Raw genomic sequence first — 26,611 nt, 5'->3', positions numbered from 1 at the left:
GGCCCACGGCAGCGTGCGGGGGAAACGCGCGGCCGTAGGCAGTAGTAAAAGAAACGTTGCAGAAGCGATCGGAAGCGGCACACTGGCCGCACATTTTGTTATAAACGGTCTGCGAATCGGATAGAGGCGGGGCGGGACGCGCCTGACCGGTTCCAGTATTGAAAAGAATCGACGCAAGGACTTTGGGATGAGCGAGCCGCAGCACCCTTTCGGGACAGACGGAACTGACAGCAACGCAGGTCGTTCGGCGCCGGGCGCCACACCTTCGCCGGTGCAGGCAGTGCCCGACACGATGGCCGCGGCCGGCGCGCGTCTTGCGCAGCTGCGCGAGGCCAAGGGTTGGGCGATCGAAGATGTCTCGGCGCGCCTGAAGGTGTCGGTGTCGAAGCTGCGCGAACTCGAAGCGGGCGATATCAGCCATCTGCCGGACACGACGTTCGCGCTCGGCGTGGTGCGTGCCTACGCGAAGCTGCTCGGTACCGATTCCACGCCGTTCACGCAGGCGCTGCGCCGCGAGCGCGGCATGGCGCAGCCGGATCTGTCGATGCCGGCTTCGGCGGGCTCCGATCTGCCGCGCGGCCGCGTCTCGCTCTCGCTCGGCGGCAGTGGCGCGCGGGCTCCGCGCCGCCGCGCCTCGTGGTTGTGGGGCGTGGCGATCATCGTTATCGCGGTGCTTGCGATTTCCATGTGGCACACGAACAGTGGCGAATCGTCGGCCTGGTTTGCGCGCCTGAAGGCGATGGCGAACGGCGCGAGCGTGCAGACGGGCGCGTCGTCGCCGACCGTGACGCAGGGCGTTGCGACCGGCAACGAGGGTGCATCGGCCGTTCAGGGCGCGGATCAGTCCGCCGCGCCGCAGGCTGGTGACGCGAACGACGCGGGCGACAACGCCAACGCCAACGCGGCGCCCGATCAGGACGCTACGGCGAGCGCGCCGCAGGCTGCGCAACCGGCGCCTCAAGCTGCGCAACCCGCGCCTCAAGCTGCGCAACCGGCACCGCAGGCCGCGAAGCCTGCCGCTGCAAGCGCCGCACCGGCGGCGGCCGTTGCCAACGCGGCAAGCGCTGCGCGCGCGCAGGCGGCGAGCGCACCGGCCGCAGCGGCGGCGCAGGCCGCGGCAGCCGACAATGGCGCCGACACCTCGACGTTCGCGATCCGCGTGACGCAGGACACCTGGGTCAATGTGCGCCAGAAAGATGGCAAAGAAGTTTTCTCGGGCCTGATCCACGGCAGCGACGCGCGTGAGATCACCGGCACCGAGCCGCTCAAGGTCACCGTGGGCAACAAGGCCGGCATCGAGTCGATGACCATCGACGGCCAGCCGGTCGACACGTCGAAGTACGCGTCGGCGCGTGGCAATGTCGCGCGCTTCGTGCTGCCCTGATCAAGACATGGCATGCGTCGCGGCCTGGCAAGTCTCATTGCCGGCCGCGACGCTTTTTCAATTCACGTAGTGCCGCCGCCGACTAGTCGGCGAAAAGCGCGCGTGAGGCGTAAATGGGTTTTTCGATGCAAAGCGAAACGCAATCCTCGACCAGCAACAGTCAGATCTGCTCGAACGAGCCGGTTCTCGGCGGCCACGCGCCGCGCCGCAAGTCGCATGCTGTGCATGTGCGCTGGGGCGGCCAGCTGGTGACGATCGGCGGCGACGCGCCGGTGCGCGTGCAGTCGATGACCAACACCGACACCGCGGACCCCATCGGCACCGCGATCCAGATCAAGGAACTCGCGCAGGCGGGTTCGGAGCTCGTCCGTATCACGGTCAACACGCCGGAAGCGGCGGCGGCCGTGCCGCATATCCGCGAGCAGCTCGACCGCATGGGCGTGATGGTGCCGCTCGTCGGCGACTTCCACTACAACGGCCATCTGCTGCTGCGCGACTATCCCGCCTGCGCCGAGTCGCTGTCGAAGTATCGTATCAACCCGGGCAACGTGGGCCAGGGCGCGAAGCGCGACACGCAGTACGCGCAGATGATCGAAACGGCCATCAAGTACGACAAGCCGGTGCGTATCGGCGTGAACTGGGGCAGCCTCGACCAGGACCTGCTCGCGCGCATGATGGACGAGAACGGTGCGCGCAAGGAGCCGTGGGAAGCGCAAAGCGTGATGTACGAAGCGCTCATTCAGTCGGCCATCGGCTCGGCGGAACGCGCCGTCGAACTCGGCCTCGGCCGCGACAAGATCATCCTGTCGTGCAAGGTGAGCGGCGTGCAGGACCTGATCGCCGTCTACCAGGAACTCGCGAAGCGTTGCGATTTCGCGCTGCACCTCGGCCTCACGGAAGCGGGCATGGGCTCGAAAGGCATCGTCGCTTCGACGGCGGCGCTTTCCGTGCTGCTCCAGCAGGGCATCGGCGACACGATCCGCATCTCGCTCACGCCGGAACCGGGCGGTGCGCGTACGGGCGAAGTCGTGGTGGGCCAGGAAATCCTGCAGACCATGGGCCTGCGCTCGTTCACGCCGATGGTCATCGCGTGCCCCGGCTGCGGCCGCACGACCAGCACGCTGTTCCAGGAGTTGGCTTCGCAGATCCAGGGCTATCTGCGTGCGCAGATGCCGCTGTGGCGCGACGAGTATCCCGGCGTCGAGACGATGAACGTCGCCGTGATGGGCTGCATCGTGAACGGTCCGGGCGAATCGAAGCACGCGAACATCGGCATCAGCCTGCCGGGCTCGGGCGAGAACCCCGCGGCGCCGGTCTTCATCGACGGCGAGAAGGTGAAGACGCTGCGCGGCGAGCACATCGCCGAAGAGTTCCAGCAGATCGTGAGCGACTACGTCGCGCGCAAGTACGGCAAGGCCGAAGCGACGAACTGAGCAAGCCGGTCGATCCGCTTGTAGTTCGCATGTAGCTCGCTTGTAGCCTGCTTGTAGCTCGATACGCACAACCGCATAAAGCCAATTCGCAACGCAATGACTGAACAAAAACGCAAGCCCGAAAAGCTCACGGGCGTGAAGGGCATGAACGACATCCTGCCGCAGGAGGCAGGGCTGTGGGAATTCTTCGAAACCACGGTGAAGTCGCTGCTTCGTTCGTACGGCTATCAAAATATCCGCACGCCGATCGTCGAGCATACGCAACTCTTCACGCGCGGCATCGGCGAAGTGACCGACATCGTCGAGAAGGAGATGTACAGCTTCACCGACGCGCTCAACGGCGAGAACCTCACGCTTCGCCCGGAAGGCACGGCGGCTGCCGTGCGCGCCTCGATCGAGCACAACATGCTCTACGACGGTCCGAAGCGCTTGTGGTACATCGGCCCGATGTTCCGTCACGAGCGTCCGCAGCGCGGCCGCTATCGCCAGTTTCATCAGGTGGGCGTCGAGGCGCTCGGTTTCGCGGGCCCCGATACGGACGCTGAAATCATCCTGATGTGCCAACGCCTCTGGGACGACCTCGGTCTCACCGGCATCAAGCTCGAGATCAACTCGCTCGGCGTGGCCGAAGAGCGCGCGGCGCATCGTGTCGAGCTCATCAAGTACCTTGAGCAGCACGTCGATCTGCTCGACGAAGACGGCAAGCGCCGCCTCTACACGAACCCGCTGCGCGTGCTCGACACGAAGAATCCCGCGCTGCAGGAGATCGCGGACAAGGCGCCGAAGTTGATCGATTTCCTTGGCGAGGAGTCGCTCGCGCACTTCGAAGGGCTGCAGCGCATTCTCAAGTCGAACAACATTCCGTTCAAGATCAATCCGCGTCTCGTGCGTGGTCTCGATTACTACAATCTGACCGTGTTCGAGTGGGTGACTGACAAGCTCGGCGCGCAGGGCACCGTCGCGGCGGGCGGCCGTTACGATCCGCTGATCGAGCAACTGGGCGGCAAGCCGACGGCAGCGTGCGGATGGGCCATGGGCATCGAACGCATTCTCGAACTGCTCAAGGAAGAAGACCTCGTGCCGGAAGAAGACGGTTGCGATGTCTACGTTGTCCACCAGGGCGAAGCCGCGCGCGAGAAAGCGTTCATCGTGGCGGAGCGTCTGCGCGATACGGGTCTCGATGTGATTTTGCATTGCAGCGCCGATGGTCAGAGCGCGAGCTTCAAGTCGCAGATGAAGCGTGCGGATGCAAGCGGCGCGGCCTTTGCGGTGGTGCTCGGCGAGGACGAAGTGGCCAGGGGCGAGGCCGGTGTGAAGGCGCTGCGCGGCACGGCCGCGGAGGCCCGCAGCGAGCAACAAACGGTAGCGCTTGAGGACTTGACCGAATATCTGATCAATGCGATGGTTGCATCCGCCGAAGACGGCGACGATTAATAAGGGCCGCCCCGGTGGGGCTGCTCAGGTCGCTGCGCATTCGAAAACAGGCTTCAGAATAAACGAGGAATCGCTACGCGATGAGTTACCACGACGAACAGGAATCGATCGAGAGCTTCAAGGCATGGTGGGGGCAGTGGGGTAACGCCACTACGTGGGTCGTGCTGATCGTTCTGCTCGCGCTCGCAGCGTGGAACGGCTGGAACTTCTGGCAGCGCCGCCAGGCGGCCGAAGCCGCCGTGCTGTACGACCAGGTCCAGCAGGCCGCGAACAGCAGCGACAAGGCCATGCTCACGCGCGTCGCGACTGACATGGAAGATCGCTTCGGCGGCACGGCGTACGCGCAGATGACGGCGCTCGGCGTGGCGAAGGCGCTCTATATGGCGGGCGACACGGCCGGCGCGAAGGCGCAGCTGCAATGGGCCGCCGACCACGCCAAGGACGACGAATTCCGCCAGATCGCCAAGCTGCGTCTCGCTTCGCTCCTGCTCGACGAAAAGGCCTACGATCAGGGCCTCGCGCTGATTCCGCAACCCGATTCGGGTCCGTTCAAGGGCATCGTGGCCGACGGTCGCGGCGATCTGCTGGCTGCGGCCGGCAAGCGCGACGACGCGCGCGCGGCCTACAAGCTCGCCCTCGACAGCCTGCCGAAGAGCGACGCTTCCGAGCGTCAGCTGATCCAGTTCAAGCTGGATGCGCTCGGCGGCTAAATTGCGAAGCGTGCCGAGCGTGCGCGCAGCATTGCGAAACCATTCATACCAACTTCATTCATGCGTCGTTCACCGATGAATCTGCTGAAACGAACCGTTGTGCCCGTCGCTCTCGCGATGACCGTCCTGGCTCTCGCAGCCTGCTCATCGACGAAAGACGTGCGCCGCGTGCCGGTGCCGCTGACCGAATTCAAGCCGGCGCTGGACGTCCAGCAGGTGTGGAAGTCGAGTGTCGGCAAGGCTGGCCGCTATCTGTTCGCGCCGGTCGCCGTGGGCGACGCCGTCTACGCAGCGGGTGAGAACGGCTCGGTCGCGAAGATCGACGCAGCGTCGGGCAAGGACGTCTGGCGCACCAAGCTCAAGGACGACCTCTCGGCGGGCGTGGGCAGCGACGGTAACCTCACGGCCGTCGGCGGCCTGAAGGGCGACGTCTACGTGCTCGACTCAAACGGCAAGCTCTCGTGGCAAGCCAAGGCGCCGGGCGAGATCATCTCGCCGCCGCTCGTCGGCAACGGCCTCGTGATCGTGCGTACGATCGACGGCCAGATCGTCGCGTTCAACGGTCAGACGGGCGAGCAGAAGTGGATCTACCGCAACCGCGCCGTGCCGCTGAACCTGCGCGTTTCGGCGGGCATGACGTTCGCCGGCGACCAGGCCGTGCTGGCCGGATTCCCGGGCGGCTCGTTCGCGGCGATCAACCTGCAAAGCGGCGACGCCTTCTGGGAAACGCCGGTTTCGTACCCGAAGGGCGTGACGGAAGTCGAGCGCATCAACGACGTGAGCGGCCCGCCCACGCTGGTAGGCGCTACGACCTGTGCGGTCACGTTCCAGGGCCAGCTTGGCTGCTTCGACGCCAATTCCGGTCGTCCGATGTGGCAAAAGGCGTTCTCGAGCACGAGCGGCATCGCTCAGGATGAAAGCACGGTGGTGGGCGGCGACGACTGGTCGGTCGTGAAGGCCTTCAGCGTTTCGACGGGCGAGCCGACCTGGACGAACGAGAAGCTCAAGAGCCGCGATGTGAGCGTGCCTGCATTGCTGGGTCACGCAGTCGTGCTCGGCGATTTTCAAGGCTACGTGCATTTCCTCTCGCTCGACGACGGCAGCTTCGTCTCGCGCGTGAAGACCGACGGCAGCCCGATCACGGCCGCGCCGGTGCTCGCTGGCAATACGCTGGTCGTGCAGACGAAGGACGGCGACCTGTACGGTCTGCGTCCGCATTAAGCGTCGTCTGCGGGAGCGCCACACGAGCGGCGCTTCGAGCAGATGCAGGAGGCGCCGGAGCCAGCAGGTTCCGATGCCTTGTCCGCTGGCCGGCTCAAGCCGGCCATGCGCATTTTGGGACGGCGGCGTGCACGACCCCGCCGTTCACCGTTATCGCCACCCGGCGGTTGCGCGGCGCCCAGCCCCGGTCACGCCGCGCTTTCGGCTCGGGGCCGCGGCCCGGCTCGTGAAATTCGTGATAATTTGCAACTGATGCAGCCCCGCAGGCGCGGGACTTGCCGCGCAGCACGCCGGACTCTCCGGCGCTGCGCCTTACTGTAGAAAAGATCAGATGAAACCCGTAATCGCCCTCGTCGGGCGCCCCAATGTGGGGAAATCCACGCTGTTCAACCGGCTCACGCGTTCGCGCGATGCGCTGGTGGCCGACCTGCCTGGCCTCACGCGCGACCGCCACTACGGTGAAGGGCGCGTGGGCGATCGCCCGTATCTCGTGGTCGACACCGGCGGCTTCGAGCCGGTCGCCAAGGACGGCATCCTGCACGAGATGGCGCGCCAGACGCGCCAGGCCGTCGAAGAGGCCGATATCGTCGTGTTCATCTGCGACGGCCGCAATGGCCTGGCGCCCCAGGACAAGCACATCGCCGACTACCTGCGCAAGACCGGCCGGCCGATCTACCTCGTCGTGAACAAGGCCGAAGGCATGAAGTACAGCGCCGTGGCAGCCGACTTCTACGAACTCGGTCTCGGCGACCCGCGTGCCATTTCCGCGGCGCACGGCGACGGCGTGACGGAAATGATCAACGAGGCGCTTGAAAAGGCGTACGCCGACCAGCCCGAAGAAAGCGAAGAGGACGCCGCGAAGCACGGCATCAAGATTGCGATCGTCGGCCGCCCGAACGTGGGCAAGTCGACGCTCGTCAACACGCTGATCGGCGAAGACCGCGTGATCGCGTTCGACATGCCGGGCACGACACGCGATTCGATTTACGTGGATTTCGAGCGCAACGGCAAGAAGTACACGCTGATCGACACGGCGGGTCTGCGTCGCCGCGGCAAGGTGTTCGAAGCGATCGAGAAGTTCTCGGTGGTGAAGACGCTGCAGTCGATCGCCGACGCCAACGTGGTGATTCTGCTGCTCGATGCGCAGCAGGAAATCTCGGACCAGGATGCGCATATCGCGGGCTTCGTGGTGGAGCAGGGCCGCGCGCTCGTGGTGGGCGTGAACAAGTGGGACGGCATGGACGACCACGCGCGCGACCGCACCAAGCACCACCTGCAGCGCAAGCTGAAGTTCCTCGACTTCGCGGAAATGCGCTTCATCTCGGCGACAGAGAAGTTCGGCATCGGCCCGCTGATGCGCTCGGTGGACGACGCCTATGCCGCCGCCATGGCGAAACTGCCCACGCCGAAGCTCACGCGTGCGCTCATCGAAGCCGTGGAGTTCCAGCAGCCGCGCCGTCGCGGCCCGGTGCGTCCGAAGCTGCGCTACGCGCACCAGGGGGGACAGAACCCGCCCATTATCGTCATTCACGGCAACGCACTCGACGCCGTGACCGAAACCTACAAGCGCTATCTGGAGAACCGCTTCCGGGAAACTTTCTCGCTCACCGGCACTCCATTGCGCATAGAGTTTCGCTCCTCGACGAATCCCTATACAGAGAAAAACTAGGCTGTTGCTGAATAGCGTTCGCTACCCCGCAAAGGCCTCCTGGCCGAACCGCCAGGAACCGCGCGGGGGAACGAGAATCAGCTATAGTGTAGCGATTGGTGGTGGATTTCTTTTTCTTCATCCCAATATAAGTTAAACCTGCAAAAAAATACGGAGTTTGCTATGAGCAACAAAGGGCAATTGTTACAAGACCCGTTTCTGAACGCGCTGCGCAAGGAGCACGTGCCTGTTTCGATCTATCTGGTCAACGGCATCAAGCTTCAAGGGAACATCGAATCGTTCGACCAGTACGTCGTGTTGCTCCGTAATACGGTTACGCAAATGGTTTACAAGCACGCCATCTCCACGGTGGTTCCGGCCCGTCCGGTGAACTTCCACCCGGATACGGAAGCGTCCTGACCCATGACGCGGCCGGCCCGGGGCGCCTCGCAGGCTGCTCTGGTCCGGCCGCTTTCATTTTGACATCCTCTAATTTGATCAACGCCGCACTCGTCGGCATCGACTTCGGCAAGACCGAGTTCGAAGCCAGTCTCGAAGAACTCAGCCTGCTCGCCAAAAGCGCGGGCGCCACTCCCGCTGTCACGCTCACCGGGCGACGCTCCAGTCCCGACGCTGCCATGTTCATCGGCAGCGGCAAGGCCGAGGAACTGCGTCTCGCCTGTGAGGCGAACGACATCGAAATCGTCATCTTCAATCACGCGCTGTCGCCCGCCCAGCAACGTAATCTGGAGCGCGCACTCAATCGCCGCGTGGTCGATCGCACGAGCCTCATCCTCGACATCTTCGCCCAGCGCGCCCGCAGCCACGAAGGCAAGCTGCAGGTCGAGCTCGCGCAGCTGCAATACCTCGCCACGCGCCTCGTGCGCGCCTGGACTCACCTCGAGCGCCAGAAGGGCGGTATCGGCCTGCGCGGCCCGGGTGAAACGCAGCTCGAAACCGACCGCCGGCTCATCGGCGAGCGCATCAAGATGCTGCAAGGCAAGCTTGCGAAGCTGCGGCGCCAGCACGGCACGCAGCGGCGTCAGCGCGAACGCAACCGCACGATGTCGGTGTCGCTCGTGGGCTATACGAACGCCGGCAAATCCACGCTCTTCAATGCGCTCACGAAGGCGCAGGCCTACGCCGCCGACCAGTTGTTCGCGACGCTCGACACGACTTCGCGGCGCGTCTGGCTCGGCGACGAAGTGGGGCAGATCGTGCTGTCCGATACGGTCGGGTTCATCCGTGAGCTGCCTCACCAGCTCGTCGCCGCGTTTCGCGCAACGCTGCAGGAAACGGTTCAGGCCGACCTGCTGCTGCACGTGGTGGACGCGTCGAGTGCCGTGCGCCTCGATCAGATCGATCAGGTGAACGGCGTGCTGCACGATATCGGCGCGGACACGATCCGACAGGTGCTGGTCTTCAACAAGATCGACGCCGTGCCGGAACTGGCGGCCCGCGGCGGAACGGTCGAGCGTGATGAATATGGTAATATTTCGCGCGTCTTTTTGAGCGCGCGCACGGGTGTCGGACTGGATGCGCTGCGCTCCGCCATCGCTGAAATCGCGACTGCCGAGCCGCTTGCCGATGCGTCGCAGTCCCTGGCCGCGGACTGGAGCGCGGTGCAGGAAGAACCTCGCTGGGAACCCGAACACGAGCGCTGAAGCGCGACCGGCGTTGTCTTGCACACAAGGCCGGCCCAGCGGCTCCGATGGAGTCCGCACGCAATTGACCCGCTGTCTACTCTGGTGAACGAACACAGGTGAACGATTACAACAAGCGGACTGGCTGGCAGCGCGCAAGCGCCATTTTCTCGCTGAACGACCCGCGTTGGGGTCGAGGCGACGGCAATGGCCAGCGTTCTGACGACGGGCGCCGCCCGCCGGGCAATAACGGCAACAAGGGTGGCAACGGCGACAAGGGCGACGGTCCGCCGGATCTCGACGAAATGTGGCGCGACTTCAACCGCCGTGTGTCCGCTTTCTTCGGCCGCAAGGGCAAGGGGCCGGGCGGCTTCGGGCCGCGTCCGGACAATGGCCATGGCGCGCGCATCGGCGTGGGTATCGTGCTCGGCGTGCTCATCGCGATCTATGTGGGCAGCGGCGTGTTCGTCGTTCAGGAAGGCCAGGCCGGCGTCGTGCTGCAGTTCGGCCAGTATCGCCACACGGTCGGCCAGGGTGTGCACTGGCGCATGCCGTATCCGTTCCAGACTCACGAAATCGTCAATGTCGGTCAGATCCGCACCGTCGAGATCGGCCGCAGCAACCTCGTGCGCCCGGCAAACGTGAAGGATGCCGCGGTCATCACGCATGACGGCGACATTCTCAACGTGCGCTTTACCGTGCAGTACCAGGTCAAGCAGCCGACCGACTATCTGTTCCGCAGCGTCGATCCCGACCTCACCGTCACGCAGGCCGCGCAGGCGGCGATGCGCACCGTGGTGGGCGCGCGCAGCACGAACGACATGCTGTACGCGGACCGCGAACCGATTCGCGCTCAGCTTGCCGACACGATCCAGCACGCGCTCGACGAGTACAAGACCGGCCTCGGCGTGACCGGCGTCGCGATCCAGAGCGTCTCGGCGCCCGATCAGGTGCAGGCTGCGCTCGACGACGAAGCCAAGGCGCGCCAGGACCGCGATCGCGCGAAGCGCGACGCGCAGGCCTATGCCGACCAGCTGCTGCCGCGCGCGCAGACCGAGGCGGCGCGTCTCGTCGACGAAGCCAAAGCGTACAGCGAACGCGTGGTTTCGCAGGCGCAGGGCGACGCGCAACGTTTCACGCAGGTCTACGAACAATATGCGAAGGCGCCGGCGGTGATTCGCGAGCGTATGTATCTCGAGACGATGCAGCACATCTATTCGAATGCGACGAAGGTGTTCGTCGACAGCAAGTCGGGCAACAACGTGATCTACCTGCCGCTCGACAAGCTCGTCGATACGACACGCCAGCGCGCCGCTGTGGCGGCAGGCGCAACGGGTGCCGCTGCGGCATCAGGTGCTGGTGCGGCAACGGCAGGCGCGGCTTCGGACGCCAATGCGGCTTCCGCGCCGGCAGCCGGCAGCGAGTCACAACAAGGCGCGCAGCAGGCCGTACAGCCTGGGGCCCAACCGGGTGCCCAGCAGCAGGGCGCGCAGCAGCAAGGTGCGGCTCCCGCAACCACGGCCAGCGACGCGGCAGCTGCCGCGAGCGACGCCTTCCGTTCGCGCGATGCGTTCCGCTCGCGCGGCCGCGAAAGCGACGTGCAATAAGGGGCGCGCCAATATGAACAAGATCATTGCGCTCGTCGTTGCCGTCGTCGTTGTCGTGCTGGTTGCGTCGTCGGCCGTCTTCATGGTCGATCCGCGCCACGTCGCCATCATTTCTTCGTCGGGCGGGGCCAATGCCACGCTCGCCGGTCCTGGGCTGCACGTGAAGCTGCCGCCGCCGTTCCAGACCGTCACGTTCATCGACACGCGCATTCAGGCGTTCGATGCGCCCGACGCCGACCGCTACACGACCTCGGACAAGACCGAGCTGCTCGTGAACCCGGTCGTGCGTTATCGCATTTCCGATCCGCTCAAGCTCTTCGAGGCCACCAAGGGCGATGCGCAGACGCTTTCCGACCGTCTCGCCTCGCTGTCGCGCGACGCGCTCAGCGACGCGATCTCGAAGGTCACGCTCGCCGAGGCACTCGCGCAGCAGGAAGCCATTGCCAACGGCGCGCGCGACGCGCTGAGGCAAACCGCGGCGCCGCTCGGCATCGACGTGATCGCAATCGAACTCACGCGCGTCGATTACCCGCCGGAGCTGGCGCAGGCGGTCTTCAAGCGCATGAGCGCCGCACGCGAGCAGGCTGCCGCCGAGATTCGCGAGAAGGGCGCGGCCGAAGCGCAGCAGATCAAGGACGACGCGGAGCGCAAGCAGCAGGGCGTGCTGGCCGATGCCTACGCGCAGGCGCAAGCGATCAAGGGCGAGGGCGACGGCAAGGCCGCCGCGATTGCCGCCGAGGCGTTCGGGCGCGACCCGGACTTCTACCGGTTCTATCAGAGCATGCTCGCGTACCGCGAGAGCTTCCGGCCCGGCGACGTCATTGTGGTCGATTCGTCGAGCGACTTCTTCCGCTTCATGCGTGGTCCTAACGGCGGCGCGAATAGCGGAGATAACGCTCCGGCTTCCGCCACCCCGCGCAAACACTAGACAAAACGAGACACACGCGCCGCGCACTGCGCGGCGTATTTCTTCGCATGGACATAGCTGGCTCCCTCTTGCTCGCGATCGCGCTGATGCTGATTATCGAGGGCATGTTCCCGTTCGTTTTTCCGACGGCGTGGCGTGACACATTCCGTAAAATCGCGGAACGGCCGCCGCATCACATCAGGATCGGCGGGCTCATCGTGATGGGGCTCGGCCTCGTCCTGCTGATGCTGGCGACCTGACGGCCTCGTGCCGCGGCTGTCCTCAGACGCGGTGTGCGACTGGCGTTTTTTGACGGATTCCGAATTATCGGGCCGCGTGGCGTTTCGCCGCGCGCGGCCCTCATTGTGGTAGGACTCAACCGATGTCGACCTGGTTACTCCCCGAGAATATTGCGGACGTGCTGCCGTCCGAAGCGCGCAAGATCGAAGAGCTGCGCCGTCGCCTGCTGGACCGTTTCCGCGCCTATGGCTACGAGATGGTCATGCCGCCGTTGCTCGAGTATCTCGAGTCGCTGCTCGTGGGCAGCGGGCGCGACCTCAACCTGCGCACGTTCAAGCTCGTCGATCAGCTTTCGGGCCGCACGCTCGGCCTGCGCGCCGACATGACGCCGCAGGTCGCGCGCATCGACGCGCACCTCTTGAACCGCCAGGGTGTGACGCGCCTGTGCTACGCGGGCAACGTGCTGCACACGCTGCCGCGCGGTCTGCACGCCACGCGCGAACAGATCCAGACCGGCGCGGAAATCTACGGCCATGCCGGCCTCGAAGCGGACCTCGAAATCCAGCAGCTGATGCTCGATGCGCTGCGCCTCGCGGGCCTCGCGAAGGTACGCCTCGACCTTTCGCACGCAGGTGTGCTCGCGGCGATCTTCGAAGCGGATCCCGCTGCGGCCGCGCTTGGCGACGCTTTGTATGAAGCGCTCGCTGGCAAGGACGTGCCGCGTCTCGCGGAACTCACGCAAAACCTCGGAGCCGCCACGCGCGACGCCTTGCGCGCGCTGCCGTCGCTTTACGGCGACGCGAGCGTGATCGACGAAGCCCGCACGCGTCTGCCGGCGCTGCCGGGCATTGCCCGTGCGCTCGACGACCTCGCGTTCCTCGTGCGCGAGATCGAGGGTGCGGAGCTGATGATCGACCTCGCGGATCTCGGCGGCTACGCGTACCACAGCGGCGTGATGTTCTCGGCCTATGTAGACGGCGTGCCGAACGCCGTGGCCCGTGGCGGGCGATACGACAAGGTGGGCGAAGTCTACGGACGTGCCCGCGCAGCGACGGGCTTCTCGCTCGATTTGCGGGAAGTGGCGCGTATTTCGCCGGTCGAAGCGCGCAGCAGCGCGATCCTCGCGCCGTGGCGCCATGACGAGGGGCTGCGCAGCGCGGTCGCCGCGCTGCGCGATGCGGGCGAGGTCGTGATCCAGGCGCTGCCGGGTCACGAGCACGACATGGACGAGTTCGCCTGCGACCGCGTGCTCGTCGAGCGCGACGGCGTCTGGGTCGTCGAAAAGCACGCCTGATGCCGCACTCGGGCGGCCATTCGCGCCGCCCCGCAAGCCTTTGCGCAAGCGCGCCAAAGCACGCTTCGCATCGCGCATGCCGTTGAGTGCAAAAGGAAATTCCGCGAATCTGGGGAAAAAAAGGCGGCCTTGCCGCTGAACCCAGGTAGAATACGTTTTTAACCAGCTAACGAAACACCATGTCTGCCAGCGCAGTGAATGTAACCCCGGGACGCAATGTCGTCGTCGTGGGCACCCAATGGGGCGATGAGGGCAAGGGCAAGATCGTCGACTGGCTGACGGACCACGCGCAAGGCGTGGTGCGTTTCCAGGGCGGTCACAATGCCGGCCATACGCTCATCATCGGCGGCAAGAAGACCATTCTCCGACTGATCCCGTCGGGCATCATGCGTGCCGGCACCGCCTGCTACATCGGCAACGGCGTGGTGCTCTCGCCCGAAGCGCTCTTCAAGGAAATCGGCGAGCTCGAAGAAGCGGGCATCGACGTCCAGAAGCGTCTGTTCATCTCCGAAGCCACCACGCTCATCCTGCCGTACCACATCGCTATCGACCAGGCGCGCGAAGCCAAGCGCGGCGCCGCGAAGATCGGTACGACGGGTCGCGGCATCGGTCCGGCCTACGAAGACAAGGTGGCACGCCGCGGTCTGCGCGTGCAGGACCTGTTCGAGCCGGAGAATTTCGCCGAGCGCCTGCGCGAGAATCTCGACTACCACAACTTCGTGCTCACGCAGTACCTGGGTGCGCCGGCCGTCGACTATCAGCAAACGCTCGACACGATGCTCTCGTACGCCGATCGTCTGAAGCCGATGGTCACGGACGTTTCGCGTCGTCTGTATGACGTGAACCACGAAGGCGGAAATCTCCTGTTCGAAGGCGCGCAAGGCACGCTGCTCGACATCGACCACGGTACCTATCCGTTCGTCACGTCGAGCAACTGCGTCGCGGGTGCGGCGTCGGCAGGCGCGGGCGTCGGTCCGCAAAAGCTCAACTACGTGCTCGGCATCACGAAGGCGTACTGCACGCGCGTCGGTTCGGGTCCGTTCCCGAGCGAACTGTACGACGCCGACAACGCCGATCGCCAGGAAGAAGTGGGCCTCACGCTCGCGAAGGTCGGAAAGGAATTCGGTTCGGTCACCGGCCGTCCGCGCCGCACCGGCTGGCTCGACGCCGCCGCGCTGCGCCGCTCGATCCAGATCAACGGCGTGACGGGTCTGTGCATCACGAAGCTCGACGTGCTCGACGGTCTGGACGAAGTGAAGCTCTGCGTCGGCTACAAGGTGGACGGCAAGGACGTGGACATTCTCCCGCGCGGCGCCTCGCAAGTGGCCGCGTGCGAACCGGTCTACGAGACGTTTGAAGGCTGGAACGAAAGCACCATCGGCATCACGCAGTTCGACGCGCTGCCCAAGAGCGCGCAGGCGTATCTCACGCGCGTGCAGGAAGTCGCCGGCGTGCCGATCGACATGGTTTCGACTGGCCCGGATCGCGACGAAACGATCCTGCTGCGTCATCCGTTCAAGGTCTAAGTGGTAAGAAGGCAGAAGCAAAAATGATTCAAATGATGGACCCGCGCAACGACGAAAAGAACCTGTGGGTCGGCTGGGACGAGTATCACCGGCTGATCGAACTGCTCGCGCTCAAGGTGCACGAGTCGCGCTGGAAGTTCGACCAGATCCTGTGCCTCGCACGCGGCGGTCTGCGCGTGGGCGACCAGCTCTCGCGCATCTATGACCTGCCGCTCGCGATCCTCGCAACCAGCTCGTACCGCGAAGCCGCCGGCACGGAGCAGGGCGAGCTCGACATCGCGCAGTACATCACGATGACGCGCGGTCACCTGGAGGGCAACGTGCTGCTCGTCGACGATCTCGTCGATTCGGGCGTCACGCTCGCTCGTGTGCAGGAGCACCTCAAGGAGCGTTACCCGGCTGTGACCGGCGTGCGCTCGGCGGTGCTCTGGTACAAGGGCTGCTCGAAGGTAACGCCGGACTATTTCGTCCAGCATCTGCCGACCAATCCGTGGATCCACCAGCCGTTCGAGGAGTGGGATACGGTGCGCCCCCACAATCTCGGTGCGTGGATCAAGCGTGGTCTGCAGCGAGCGCAAGACGCGCAGAAGTAATGCAGAGGTCGTGCCGCCGCCAGTGTTCCCAAACCTGCGGTGGCCAGATCCAGCGACGGAGCCTTCACGGCTCCGTTTTTTTTGTGCGTCGCCCACCGATTCGCCAGCCGTGGCGCAGGCGGGCAGACGGCATCTGGGGCCAGTGCTAAACTGCGCGGGGACCAAGGGATGTCGCAGTGCCGCGACGACCGCTCGGTTTCCGCCGCAGCCCGGTTTAGAATAGCGCTCGTTTTTTCCGCCTCGCAACGGATTACCGCGTATATGACAACTAGCACACACGTGGCCAAGCAGCCGCTACCTACTCTCGCCGTAGCGGCCATCGGCGTGGTGTTCGGCGACATCGGCACGAGCCCGCTGTATTCGCTGAAAGAGGCGTTCAGCCCGGCCCACGGCATTCCGCTCAACGAGACGTCCATCCTCGGCGTCATCTCGCTGCTGTTCTGGGCGATCGTGATCGTCGTGAGCGTCAAATATGTCCTTTTTGTGATGCGTGCCGACAACAACGGCGAGGGCGGCGTGCTGGCGCTCATGGCGCTCGCCATGCGCTCGTTCAATCGCAAGAGCAAGGCTGCCGCGCTGCTCACGGCGCTCGGCATCTTCGGCGCGTGCATGTTTTACGGCGACGCGGTCATCACGCCAGCCATCTCGGTGATATCGGCGGTGGAGGGCCTCGAGATCGCCGCGCCGAAGCTCTCGCACCTCGTGCTGCCACTCACCATGGTGATCCTGGTCGCACTGTTCTGGATCCAGCGTCACGGTACGGCGCTCGTCGGGCGCCTGTTCGGGCCGATCATGGTGCTGTGGTTCATCACGATCGGCGTGCTTGGCGTTTCGCGCATCGTGCAGGCCCCGGGTGTCATCGCCGCGCTCAATCCGTACTATGCGGTCGCCTTCATGGGCGCACATATGCTGCAGGCCTACGTGGTGCTCGGCTCGGTCGTGCTGGTGCTGACCGGCGCGGAAGCACTCTACGCCGACATGGGTCACTTCGGCGCGCAGCCTATTCGCTACGCCTGGTACGTGCTCGTGATGCCCTCGCTCGTGCTCAACTACTTCGGGCAGGGCGCGCTGCTGATGCAGGACCATCGCGCGATCGAAAACCCGTTCTTCCTGCTCGCGCCGGATTGGGCGTTGCTGCCGCTCGTCGTGCTTTCGACGGTGGCGACCGTGATCGCTTCGCAGGCTGTGATCTCCGGTGCGTACTCCCTCACGAGCCAGGCCATTCTGCTTGGCTACGTGCCGCGCATGAAGGTGCTGCACACGTCGGACCTCGCGATCGGCCAGATCTACGTGCCGGTCGTGAACTGGATGCTGCTCTTCATCATTCTGTGCATCGTGGTTGCCTTCAAGAGTTCGGACAATCTGGCCGCCGCCTACGGTATCGCCGTGACCGCTACGATGGTGATCACCACGGTGCTCGTCGCCGTCGTGATGACGAAGGTGTGGAAGTGGAACAAGGCCCTCGTCACCTGCATCATCACCGTGCTACTGGCCGTCGATCTGGGCTTCTTCGGCGCGAACCTGTTGAAGGTCGAGGAGGGGGGCTGGCTGCCGCTCGGCATCGGCGCGCTGCTGTTCTTCCTGCTGATGACCTGGTTCAAGGGCCGCATGATCGTGAAGGAGCGCACGGCCGCCGACGGTATTCCGCTCATGCCTTTCCTGCAAGGGCTGCTCGCGCACCCTCCGCATCGCGTTTCGGGCACGGCGATCTATCTCACGGGCAGCGAATCGCTCGTGCCGGTGAGCCTGCTGCACAATCTCAAGCACAACAAGGTGCTGCACGAACGCACGATCTTCCTCACGTTCGTGATACGCGACATTCCGTATGTGGTGGACGCAGAGCGGGTGACGGTGAAGGATATCGGCGGCGGGCTCTATCTCGTGAAGGCCGATTACGGCTTCAACGAAACGCCCGACGTGCAGGCGGTGCTCGACGAGATTTCGCGCACGCACAACATGACGTTCGAGATGATGGACACGTCGTTCTTCCTCGCGCGCGAGACGGTCGTGCCGACGCAGCTTCCGGGTATGTCGATCTTCCGCGAACGCGTGTTCGCGTGGATGCATCAGAACGCCGCGAAGCCCACCGACTTCTTCAGCATTCCTGCGAACCGCGTGGTCGAACTCGGCACGAAGATCGAGATCTGATTGCGTCGTTTCGACCAGTAAAAAAGGCACCCTGTGGGGTGCCTTTTTTGTTGCGCACGCAACGTGAGCCGTTGCGGCCCCACATTGCGTCATGCCGACATCAGCGCTTGAGCTTCGCGAATGCCGCCGCCATCGCGCCCGCCGGTTCCGCATCGCGCGAACGCTGGCCGCCGCGGTTGTCGCGATTACCGCCGCCGCGATTGTCGCGGTTGCCCGATTGGCCCCCGCCGCCGCCACTGCGCGGCGCACCGGCGCTCGCGGGCTCGTCGTCCAGACGCATCGTGAGCGCGATGCGCTGACGTTTCACGTCGACGTCGAGCACCTTCACCTTCACGACCTGGCCTGCCTTGACGACTTCGTGCGGGTCCTTGATGAACTTCGTCGACATCGCCGAGACGTGCACGAGCCCGTCCTGATGCACACCCACGTCGATGAATGCGCCGAACGCGGCCACATTCGTCACGACGCCTTCGAGCAGCATGCCCGGCACGAGGTCGGACACTTTCTCGACGCCATCGCGGAACGTTGCCGTTTTGAACTCGGGGCGCGGATCGCGGCCCGGCTTTTCCAGTTCGCTCAGGATGTCACGCACCGTCGGCAGACCGAAACGTTCATCCACGAACTCGGTGGGCGCGAGGCCCGAAAGCGCTTCGCGGCTGCCGAGCACGTCGCCGATCGTACGCTTGATCTTCGCGAGCATGCGTTCGACGACGGGGTACGCTTCCGGGTGCACCGACGAGCGATCGAGCGGATTGTCGCCGCCGTTGATGCGCAGGAAGCCGGCGGCCTGCTCGAAGGTCTTGTCGCCCAGGCGCGGCACCTTCTTCAGATGCTCACGCGAGGGGAACGGGCCGTTCGCATCGCGGAAATCGACGATATTGCGCGCGAGCGTCGAGTTCAGGCCCGACACGCGGGCGAGCAGGGCGACGGAGGCCGTGTTCGCATCGACACCCACGGCGTTCACGCAGTCCTCGACCACGGCGTCGAGCGAGCGCGCGAGTTCGCGCTGGTTCACGTCGTGCTGGTATTGGCCCACGCCAATCGCTTTCGGCTCGATCTTCACGAGTTCGGCGAGCGGGTCTTGCAAACGGCGCGCAATGGAAACGGCGCCGCGCAGCGACACGTCGAGCTCGGGGAATTCCTTCGCAGCCAGTTCGGACGCCGAATAAACCGACGCTCCGGCTTCGGAAACCACGATCTTCTGAAGCTTCAGTTCGGGATGCTTCGAGATCAGCTCGCTCGCGAGCTTGTCGGTTTCACGCGAGGCCGTGCCGTTGCCGATGCTGATGAGTTCCGCTTGCGTCTGCGCGGCGATGCGCGCGAGCTTCGCGAGCGAGCCGTCCCAGTCGCGGCGCGGCTCGTGCGGGTAGATCGTGTCGGTGGCGAGCAGCTTGCCCGTGCGGTCGACCACGGCGACCTTCACGCCGGTGCGCAGGCCCGGATCGAGGCCGATCACGGCCTTGGGGCCGGCCGGCGCGGCAAGCAGCAGATCCTTGAGATTGCGCGCGAACACGCGGATCGCTTCGTTTTCCGCCTGCTCGCGCAGGTTGGTCAGCAGCTCGTTTTCGATATGCGGCTGCACCTTCACGCGCCAGCACCAGCGGCAGACATCGGAGAGCCATTTGTCGGCCGGGCGATTCTGGTTCGCAATGCCGAAGTGGCGCGCGATCATCGCTTCGCCCGGATGCGGCACCTGCGTGTCCAGTTCGCCGCCAAGGCCGAGCTTGACCATCAGCACACCGGCGTTGCGGCCGCGGAACAGCGCGAGCGCACGGTGCGACGGCACGGTCTTGATCGTCTCGGAATAGTCGTAGTAGTCGCGGAACTTCTCGCCTTCCTCGTTTTCCTTGCCCTCGACCACGCTCGACATCACCACGCCCTGGTTGTGCAGCCAGTCGCGCAGTTTGCCCAGCAGTTCGGCCGTTTCGCCAAACTGTTCGGAGAGGATGTCGCGTGCGCCGTCGAGCGCGGCCTTGACGTCGGCGACGCCCTTTTCGGCATCGACGTACTGTGCGGCTTCCGTTTGCGGGTCGAGCAGCGGGTTCGCGAGCAGCGCGTCGGCGAGCGGCTGCAGGCCGGCTTCGCGTGCGATCTGCGCGCGCGTACGGCGCTTGGGCTTGTAGGGCAGATAGAGGTCTTCGAGAACCTGCTTGCTGTCGGCGGCTTCGATCGCGCTGCGCAGTTCGTCGGTGAGCTTGCCTTGTTCCTCGATGCTCGCGAGGATCGTCGCGCGGCGGTCTTCGAGTTCGCGCAGATAGAGCAGGCGTTCTTCGAGCGTACGCAGCTGCGTATCGTCGAGATTGTCCGTGACTTCCTTGCGGTAACGGGCGATGAACGGAACGGTCGAGCCTTCGTCGAGAAGCTGCACGGCGGCTGCGACCTGGCGCGGCTGCACGCTCAGTTCAGTGGCGATACGCTGGACGATCTTGAGTGCTACGGTTTCCGTCATAGGGTCTGGATATTCCTGCGAGGATCGGTTTGCGGTCCGGAGTTGCGCTCCGGCGGCCGGCGCGGGCTTGAGCGCCCGGCGCGCCCGGTGTGCAAAAAGGCACGTTGCCGGGTGCGCCCGCCGGCCGGTGGAGCGGGGCATTTTGCCATAAATGGCCGAGCGCTCAACCCGGGGGGTGTTAGAATTTCCCCCATGTTCCGCTGCCCACAGAAGACGTTGACGACCTCCCGCTTCTCTCCTGATTTGCCCCTTGCCCGGTTTCGCACGCCTCATGGCGTCACGCGGCGGTTCCCCGCTCTTGGGGCAATTTGTGCCGTAGCGTTGAGCCTCGGTGCGAGCGTTCCGGCCCTCGCGCAGGCGGTCGGAGTGACAGGGCCGCTGCAGCAGCAAGGCGCGCCAACTGTGCCGATGCAGCCGTCGGCATCGGGCAACGCGCCGCTCGCGGCGTCTGACGTGGCTGGGGTCGCCGGCACGGCACAGTCGCAGCAGAGCGACTTCGACGCACGGCAGCAGGTGCTGGACCGTCGTACCGCGGAGAACGACTATCAGTATGCAGTCGCGCAGCACAACTGCTACAGCACGTTCTTCGTGAATCATTGCATCGGCAACGCGCGCGACAAGATGCGTGTCGTGCAGGCCGATATCCGCCGCGAGCAACTGGCGCTCGACGACGAAAAACGTGCCGCGCATGCGCAGCAGCGCGACCAGCAGGCCGCCTTGCAACGCGCGCAGGACGAAGCGAATGCGCCGCAGCGCGCCGCCAACGAAGCGGCAAGCGCACAGGCGTACGAACAGAAGCAGCAGCAACACGCGCTCGATCAGGCGCAACGCCAGGCCGAAGCGCCGCAGCGTGCGGCGAACGAGCAGGCGTACGAGGAAAAGCAGCGGCAGCATGCGCTGGCCCAGGCACAGCGCCAGGGCGAGCAATCGCAGCGCAACGCGAACCAGGCGGCGTACGACCAGAAGCAGGCGAATTACCAGAACCAGCTTGACGAAGCGCGCCGCCAGGGCGAACAAAAGGCTCAAGAACGCGCCGATAAGGCCCAGCGCTACCAGCAGAAGCAGGAAGACGCGGCGAAGCACAAGGCCGATGTCGAAGAGCGTCAGAAACAGGCGGCCGAGAAGGCGCAGCAAAAGCAGCAACAAGAAGATCAGCAGAAGCAACAGGAAAAGCAGCAGCAGGAAGAACAGCAGGACCAGTAGCACGAGTAGCACGCTTTTTCAGCCGGACTGCAACCTCAGGCGCGTCGTCCTTCGCAAGCGCGCGCCGCATATGTCGAGGAGGCGAGCATGCGCGAGCATCGTGAAGTCAAGACCGAGGTCCTTCGTGACCGCATTCTGCAACTGGAATCGGAACATGGCGATCTGGACCGCCTGATAGACAGGATGTCCGACACCCCGGACTATGACGATCTCGAGCTGCAGAGGCTGAAGAAGCGCAAGCTCAAGGTCAAGGACAACATCCTCCTGCTGCAACTGCAGCTGGACCCCGATTCAACGAAGACTTCGGACGGGCACGCCTGATTCCGGGTCCTGGCAGGCGCCGGGGCGCGGCAGTCGGCGCGTTGCGCCCTTCCGGACCGAGCAGGAACCGCTTGCCTTGAATTCAACGACCGTTTCCCGATCCCGGCCCGCGCGCGAAGGCGGCGCGCCGGAGGCCGACGCGCGTGCGACACAAACAGCCGCTGCACCCGTGTTGAGCGCGCGCCGCGCCGCCGAGCTCGAAGAGCTCTTCGCGGCCGACGGCTTGCTCGCTCGCGAGATCGACGGCTATCGCCCACGCGCTGCGCAGATCGAAATGGCGCGTGCGGTCGCGGCCGCGATGGAAGCTGCCGCGCAATCCCTGCCCGATCCCGCGGCGTTCGAACTCCAGTCGCGCCCGGCGCGGCGCGTCGAACGTGGTGCACCGGCGCAGCCCGCCGCCGAGGAAGCGGCGCGCGCCGCAGCCGAGAACGGCGACAACACGCTGATCGTCGAGGCGGGCACGGGCACGGGCAAGACCTATGCGTACCTCGTGCCAGCCATGCTGTGGGGCGGCAAGGTGGTCGTCTCGACGGGCACGAAGCACTTGCAGGACCAGCTCTTTGCGCGCGATATTCCCACCGTGCGCGACGCCCTGGCGGTGCCCGTAAGTGTTGCGATGCTCAAGGGCCGCGCCAACTATCTGTGCCACTACTACCTGCAGCGCACGGCCGACAACGGCCGGCTGCCGTCGCGCCAGGAAACCGCGTATCTGCAGGAAATCGTGCGCTTCGCGAAGATCACGCGCTCGGGCGACAAAGCCGAGCTCGCGAGCGTGCCCGAGACGGCGGCCGTGTGGTCGATGGTCACATCGACGCGCGATAACTGTCTTGGCCAGGAGTGTCCGCATTACAAGGACTGCTTCGTGATGCAGGCGCGCCGCGAGGCGCAGCAGGCCGACATCGTGGTGGTGAATCACCATCTGTTCTTCGCCGACATCATGCTGCGCGACACCGGCATGGCCGAACTGCTGCCGAGCGCGAATACGATCATCTTCGACGAAGCGCACCAGCTGCCCGAAACGGCAACGCTCTTTTTCGGCGAAACGCTCTCGACCGCGCAGTTCCTCGAGCTCGCGCGCGATTGCGTGGCCGAAGGTCTGAGCCACGCGCGCGACGCGGTGGAGTGGGTCAAGCTCGGCGCGGCGCTGGAGCGCGCAGCGCGTGACGTGCGGCTCGCGTTCAAGGAAGATTCGCTGCGGCTGTCGATTACGCAGTTGCCCGAGGATCACCCGCTCTTCGATGCGCTCGACGCGCTGCAAACCGAACTGGGCGTGCTGGCCACGGCGCTCGCGGGGCAGGCCGAGCGTGCCGAATCGATCGGCGCGTGCCTGCGCCGCGCGCGCGAGCTCCAGGGCATCCTCGCGGGCTGGACCGCGCCCCAGGGCGCCGCGCCATCGCGTGAAACACGCAAGGCCGATGCGGATGGGCAGGACGAAAACGCTCACGCATCGGACGACGCTGACGAGAAAGTCCGCTGGGTCGAGGTGTTCTCGCACACGGTGCAGTTGCACGAAACCCCGCTCTCCGTGGCGCCGATCTTCGCCAAGCAGCGTGCCGGTGTGCCACGCACGTGGGTCTTCACCTCGGCCACGCTTTCGGTGCGTGGCGACTTCACGCACTACGCGGCGCAGATGGGCCTGAGTTCGCGCCGCTCGATGACGCTGCCGAGCCCGTTCGACTATCCGACGCAAGGGCTGCTTTACGTGCCGCGCAACATGCCGCAGCCGTCGTCGCCGCAGTTCACCGACGCCGTGTTCGACGCGGCGCTGCCGGCGATCGAGGCGTCGGGCGGCGGTGTCTTCATGCTGTGCACGACGTTGCGTGCCGTTGACCGCATAGCCCAGAAACTGCGCGACACGATCGAAGCGCGCGGCTGGAACACGCCGCTGCTCGTGCAGGGCGACGCGAGCCGCACGGAACTGCTCGAGCGCTTCCGAGCCTATGGGAATGCGATCCTCGTGGGCAGCCAGAGCTTCTGGGAAGGCGTGGACGTGCGCGGCGATGCGCTGTCGCTCGTGGTGATCGACAAGCTGCCGTTCGCGCCGCCCGACGATCCGGTGCTGGCGGCGCGCCTCGACGCGCTGGCGAAGAAAGGTCTAAGCCCGTTCGCGGTCCATCAGCTTCCGCAGGCGGTGATCACGCTCAAGCAGGGCGCGGGGCGACTGATTCGCGCGGAAACCGACCGCGGCGTGTTGATGATTTGCGACACCCGTCTCGTCGACAAACCGTATGGACGACGAATCTGGCAAAGCCTGCCGCCGTTCAAGCGGACCCGGGAGATCGAAGTGGTGCAGGCGTTCTTCGAAGAGAAGAGCGAGGAGGCAGGGGAGTCTGGCGAAGCGCGTTAAGTCTCATGCAGCTTCATGCGCGCCGCATAACAAAAAAGCCACGAACGTGAGTTCGTGGCTTTTTTGCTTGCCCGCCGGATGTCTGTAGCGCGTTTGACGCAAGCAGCAGACCGTACGGCGATTCGCTGCGATGCCCACCGGGACCGAGGCCCCGGGTGAGCGTCGCGCGAACGCAACTTACTGGCTTGCGCCCGAAGCAGCAGCCGGAGCCGAAGCGCCTGCGTCCGAAGCAGCAGCGCCAGCGTCCGAAGCAGCGGCGGTAGCCGAAGCAGCAGCGTCGCTCGCAGCAGCAGCAGCGCCCGAAGCAGCAGCTGCCGAATCCGAAGCAGCAGCAGCCGGTGCCGAAGCAGCAGCAGCATCGCTAGCCGGCGCAGCAGCTTGGTCGCTGCTCTTGTTGCACGCAGCGAGTGCAACAGCTGCCAGCAGGGATGCTACGAGGAGGGATTTCTTCATGATCACGTCCTTTTATGGTTAAAGGTAAGCAACAGCGCAAAATAATACCGGTAAATGTGCCCCAACACCGACCTGAGCCGCTGGTGGAGACGCACTGCAAGAGCGTGAATCTTCCCTACGGCCTGGCCGGAAATTATAGGCACTTTCGTATCGACCGTCGACAAATCCGGGGACAATACGTTGTCTTTCTCATACAAGCACTATTTTAGTACGGTATAACAGTCCGAAGCGCTTAGGCAAGCACCCCGGTCCGAATCCAGCCCGCACGATACCACTCGTGTAGCAACGCTGTCACACACGAATCGTGTGAGAGTGTTACAAAGCGTTTCCCGTCCATAGAGCGCCTGTCGGCCAGTGCCGGCAGCCACTTTCTTGCCTCTTTGAGCAAGTACTGTTCCCCGTTCAGGTAATACGACCGCGAATCGTAAAGCAGGATTGTCCTGCGGTCGAGTGTTATCCCATCTTTTACCGCTCGCGCAACGAAACGCGCTTCGTCGAGCGGTTTTTCGGGGGCGTCGAACACGACATTTGCTTTCGGTTCCGACAGCCAGGAGCCCACGAACGAGGAGACGTCGGCGTCGCTCCAGCGCACTTTAGCAAGCACGTCGCCAACACGCTCTACGAGTGCCGGAGGAAGCTGCGCGGGATGCGCCACGGCCGGCTGGTTGGGGTCGCGGTAAAGCGTGGGCTTGCCGTTTCCGCTATCGGCGCCGCGCTCGGCGAGCCAGTAAAGAAACTGGCTCGTCAATTCGTTCGTGGAAGGAGAACGAAAGCCGATCGAGCAGGTCATGCATTCGCCTTCGGCGATGCCGTCGTGCGCAATGTGCGGCGGCAGGTACAGCATGTCGCCCGGCTCAAGCACCCACTCTTCTTCAGGCTGGAAGTTCGCGAGAATCTTGAGCGGCAGGCCTTCCTGCAGCGACAGGTCGCGCTGTGCGCCAAAGCGCCAGCGGCGCTTGCCGTGCACCTGCAGCAAGAAGACATCATACGAATCGAAGTGCGGGCCGACACCGCCGCCGTCCGATGCGTAGGAGATCATGAGGTCGTCGAGCCGAGCGTCGGGCGCGAAGCGAAAGCGCTCGAGGAGGGCACGCGCGCGGTCGTCGTGCAGGTCGGCGCCCTGCACGAGGAGCGTCCACTGGCGGGTCTTCGGCGAGGGTAGTTCGTCCGGCGAGAACGGGCCGTGTTCGAGCGCCCAGCGGCGGCGAAAATGCGTGATGAGACGCGACTCGACATCGTCGCTGTCTGCGAGCGCGAAGAGGGCTTCACGTGAGAGCGGCGCTTCGATGTCGGGAATCGCCTGGCGGATCAAGAGCGGCTTTTTCTGCCAGTATTTGCGCATGAACTGCGCCGGGGTCAGGCCGCCCAGAAGCGGCGTGGCAACATCGGGCGCGGGGCATGCCAGGGGGAGGGAGGAGCGCTGCTTGCGCGCGTCCACCGGGTGGTCTGGGGACCGCTTCGGCATCGTATAATGTGGTCTGTAATCTGGAGGATCGAATGAAAATTGCAAAGGACACCGTCGTGTCGGTCGCTTACAAGCTATCGGATGCGCAGGGCAATCTGATTGAGGAAAGCGACGAGCCGATGGTCTATCTGCACGGCGGCTATGATGGCACGTTCCCCAAGATCGAGGAAGTGCTGGACGGGCAGGAGCCGGGCTTCGAGACCCAGATCCAGCTTGAGCCGCAGGACGCTTTCGGGGAATACGATCCCGAGCTCGTGAAGATCGAGCCGCGCAACCGCTTCCCGGAGCCGCTCGAAGTCGGCATGCAGTTCGAAGGCACGCCCGAAGAAGGCGACGAAGACCTCGACACGCTGATCTATACGGTCACGGACGTCGCGGAAGACAAGGTCGTGCTCGACGGCAACCATCCGCTAGCGGGCATGGCGCTGCGTTTCGCGCTCACGGTCAAGGAAGTGCGCACGGCCACCGAAGACGAAATCGAACATGAGCACGCGCATGGCGCGGACGGCCTCGAAATCATCGACGAAGACGAAGAAGACGGCGACGACGAAGGCGCCTCGAAACCCACCCTGCACTAATCGCAGA

General features: G+C 64.8%; 22 protein-coding genes. 19 read left to right on the top strand and 3 right to left on the bottom strand.

Annotated features, from left to right (window positions below; translation table 11 throughout):
• Positions 1–187 precede the first annotated feature (187 nt).
• The 15 genes from E1N52_RS06905 to E1N52_RS06835 all read left to right on the top strand — a co-directional run bounded on the left by E1N52_RS06905 (position 188) and on the right by E1N52_RS06835 (position 17,788).
• Positions 188–1,384, top strand: coding sequence for a helix-turn-helix domain-containing protein (locus E1N52_RS06905; protein ID WP_133181402.1), 1,197 nt, complete (start codon positions 188–190; stop codon positions 1,382–1,384).
• 113 nt (positions 1,385–1,497) lie between these two features.
• Positions 1,498–2,817: a flavodoxin-dependent (E)-4-hydroxy-3-methylbut-2-enyl-diphosphate synthase gene (ispG, locus tag E1N52_RS06900; protein WP_133181400.1), complete on the top strand. Its 1,320-nt coding sequence runs from the start codon at positions 1,498–1,500 to the stop codon at positions 2,815–2,817.
• 96 nt (positions 2,818–2,913) lie between these two features.
• Positions 2,914–4,251 carry a histidine--tRNA ligase gene (gene hisS / locus E1N52_RS06895; protein ID WP_133181398.1) on the top strand — a complete coding sequence of 446 codons (1,338 nt, stop codon included), beginning with the start codon at positions 2,914–2,916 and terminating at the stop codon, positions 4,249–4,251.
• An 80-nt stretch (positions 4,252–4,331) separates the two neighbouring features.
• Complete coding sequence (locus E1N52_RS06890) at positions 4,332–4,961, top strand: tetratricopeptide repeat protein (RefSeq protein ID WP_133181396.1); 630 nt, start codon at positions 4,332–4,334, stop codon at positions 4,959–4,961.
• A 75-nt stretch (positions 4,962–5,036) separates the two neighbouring features.
• The gene (gene bamB, locus E1N52_RS06885) at positions 5,037–6,182 is read left to right on the top strand and encodes an outer membrane protein assembly factor BamB (RefSeq protein ID WP_133181395.1); all 1,146 of its coding nucleotides are present in this window, start codon (positions 5,037–5,039) and stop codon (positions 6,180–6,182) included.
• Positions 6,183–6,513: 331 nt separating this feature from the next.
• Positions 6,514–7,851: a ribosome biogenesis GTPase Der gene (der, locus tag E1N52_RS06880; RefSeq protein ID WP_133181393.1), complete on the top strand. Its 1,338-nt coding sequence runs from the start codon at positions 6,514–6,516 to the stop codon at positions 7,849–7,851.
• A 162-nt stretch (positions 7,852–8,013) separates the two neighbouring features.
• Positions 8,014–8,250 carry an RNA chaperone Hfq gene (gene hfq, locus E1N52_RS06875; protein WP_027793540.1) on the top strand — a complete coding sequence of 79 codons (237 nt, stop codon included), beginning with the start codon at positions 8,014–8,016 and terminating at the stop codon, positions 8,248–8,250.
• Positions 8,251–8,309: 59 nt separating this feature from the next.
• Entirely contained in the window at positions 8,310–9,494 is a 1,185-nt protein-coding gene (gene hflX, locus E1N52_RS06870) for a GTPase HflX (RefSeq protein ID WP_246088981.1), read from the top strand.
• Between the two features lie 98 nt (positions 9,495–9,592).
• Positions 9,593–11,080, top strand: a complete 1,488-nt coding sequence (hflK, locus tag E1N52_RS06865) for an FtsH protease activity modulator HflK (RefSeq protein WP_133181388.1) — start codon at positions 9,593–9,595, stop codon at positions 11,078–11,080.
• A gap of 13 nt (positions 11,081–11,093) precedes the next feature.
• A complete protein-coding gene (hflC, locus tag E1N52_RS06860; RefSeq protein WP_133181387.1) occupies positions 11,094–12,008 on the top strand; it encodes a protease modulator HflC in 915 nt (304 codons plus the stop codon).
• Positions 12,009–12,055: 47 nt separating this feature from the next.
• Complete coding sequence (locus tag E1N52_RS06855) at positions 12,056–12,247, top strand: DUF2065 domain-containing protein (RefSeq protein ID WP_028210024.1); 192 nt, start codon at positions 12,056–12,058, stop codon at positions 12,245–12,247.
• 122 nt (positions 12,248–12,369) lie between these two features.
• Positions 12,370–13,521, top strand: coding sequence for an ATP phosphoribosyltransferase regulatory subunit (locus E1N52_RS06850; RefSeq protein ID WP_133181385.1), 1,152 nt, complete (start codon positions 12,370–12,372; stop codon positions 13,519–13,521).
• Between the two features lie 179 nt (positions 13,522–13,700).
• A complete protein-coding gene (locus E1N52_RS06845) occupies positions 13,701–15,047 on the top strand; it encodes an adenylosuccinate synthase (RefSeq protein WP_133181383.1) in 1,347 nt (448 codons plus the stop codon).
• Between the two features lie 23 nt (positions 15,048–15,070).
• Positions 15,071–15,640, top strand: a complete 570-nt coding sequence (locus tag E1N52_RS06840) for a phosphoribosyltransferase (protein WP_133181381.1) — start codon at positions 15,071–15,073, stop codon at positions 15,638–15,640.
• 261 nt (positions 15,641–15,901) lie between these two features.
• Positions 15,902–17,788 (top strand): potassium transporter Kup, encoded by a 1,887-nt coding sequence (locus E1N52_RS06835; protein ID WP_133181380.1) that lies wholly within the window; start codon positions 15,902–15,904, stop codon positions 17,786–17,788.
• Positions 17,789–17,888: 100 nt separating this feature from the next.
• On the opposite strand, the gene E1N52_RS06830 is transcribed toward E1N52_RS06835, so the two are convergent.
• Entirely contained in the window at positions 17,889–20,237 is a 2,349-nt protein-coding gene (locus tag E1N52_RS06830) for a Tex family protein (RefSeq protein WP_133181378.1), read from the bottom strand.
• 192 nt (positions 20,238–20,429) lie between these two features.
• On the opposite strand from E1N52_RS06830, the gene E1N52_RS06825 reads away from it, so the two are divergent.
• From E1N52_RS06825 to yoaA, 3 genes are all read left to right on the top strand, one after another.
• Positions 20,430–21,440 (top strand): colicin transporter, encoded by a 1,011-nt coding sequence (locus E1N52_RS06825; protein ID WP_425468018.1) that lies wholly within the window; start codon positions 20,430–20,432, stop codon positions 21,438–21,440.
• 87 nt (positions 21,441–21,527) lie between these two features.
• Positions 21,528–21,761 (top strand): DUF465 domain-containing protein, encoded by a 234-nt coding sequence (locus E1N52_RS06820; RefSeq protein WP_028204122.1) that lies wholly within the window; start codon positions 21,528–21,530, stop codon positions 21,759–21,761.
• Between the two features lie 76 nt (positions 21,762–21,837).
• On the top strand, positions 21,838–24,108 hold the full coding sequence (yoaA, locus tag E1N52_RS06815) for a DNA repair helicase YoaA (RefSeq protein ID WP_133181376.1): 2,271 nt from the start codon (positions 21,838–21,840) through the stop codon (positions 24,106–24,108).
• 177 nt (positions 24,109–24,285) lie between these two features.
• Here the strand turns inward: yoaA and E1N52_RS06810 are convergent, their stop codons facing one another.
• Together E1N52_RS06810 and E1N52_RS06800 are read right to left on the bottom strand one after the other, a co-directional pair.
• The gene (locus E1N52_RS06810; RefSeq protein ID WP_081771656.1) at positions 24,286–24,561 is read right to left on the bottom strand and encodes a hypothetical protein; all 276 of its coding nucleotides are present in this window, start codon (positions 24,559–24,561) and stop codon (positions 24,286–24,288) included.
• A 232-nt stretch (positions 24,562–24,793) separates the two neighbouring features.
• On the bottom strand, positions 24,794–26,026 hold the full coding sequence (locus E1N52_RS06800; protein WP_133181374.1) for a ribosomal protein uL16 3-hydroxylase: 1,233 nt from the start codon (positions 26,024–26,026) through the stop codon (positions 24,794–24,796).
• A 32-nt stretch (positions 26,027–26,058) separates the two neighbouring features.
• Here E1N52_RS06800 and E1N52_RS06795 point away from each other — a divergent pair, with 32 nt between their 5' ends.
• Positions 26,059–26,604 (top strand): FKBP-type peptidyl-prolyl cis-trans isomerase, encoded by a 546-nt coding sequence (locus tag E1N52_RS06795; protein WP_133181372.1) that lies wholly within the window; start codon positions 26,059–26,061, stop codon positions 26,602–26,604.
• Positions 26,605–26,611: the final 7 nt, after the last annotated feature.

This window comes from Paraburkholderia guartelaensis, assembly GCF_004353905.1.
In the GTDB taxonomy this organism is placed as follows: Bacteria; Pseudomonadota; Gammaproteobacteria; order Burkholderiales; family Burkholderiaceae; genus Paraburkholderia; species Paraburkholderia guartelaensis.
This window is presented reverse-complemented; position numbering and strand designations above follow the sequence as displayed.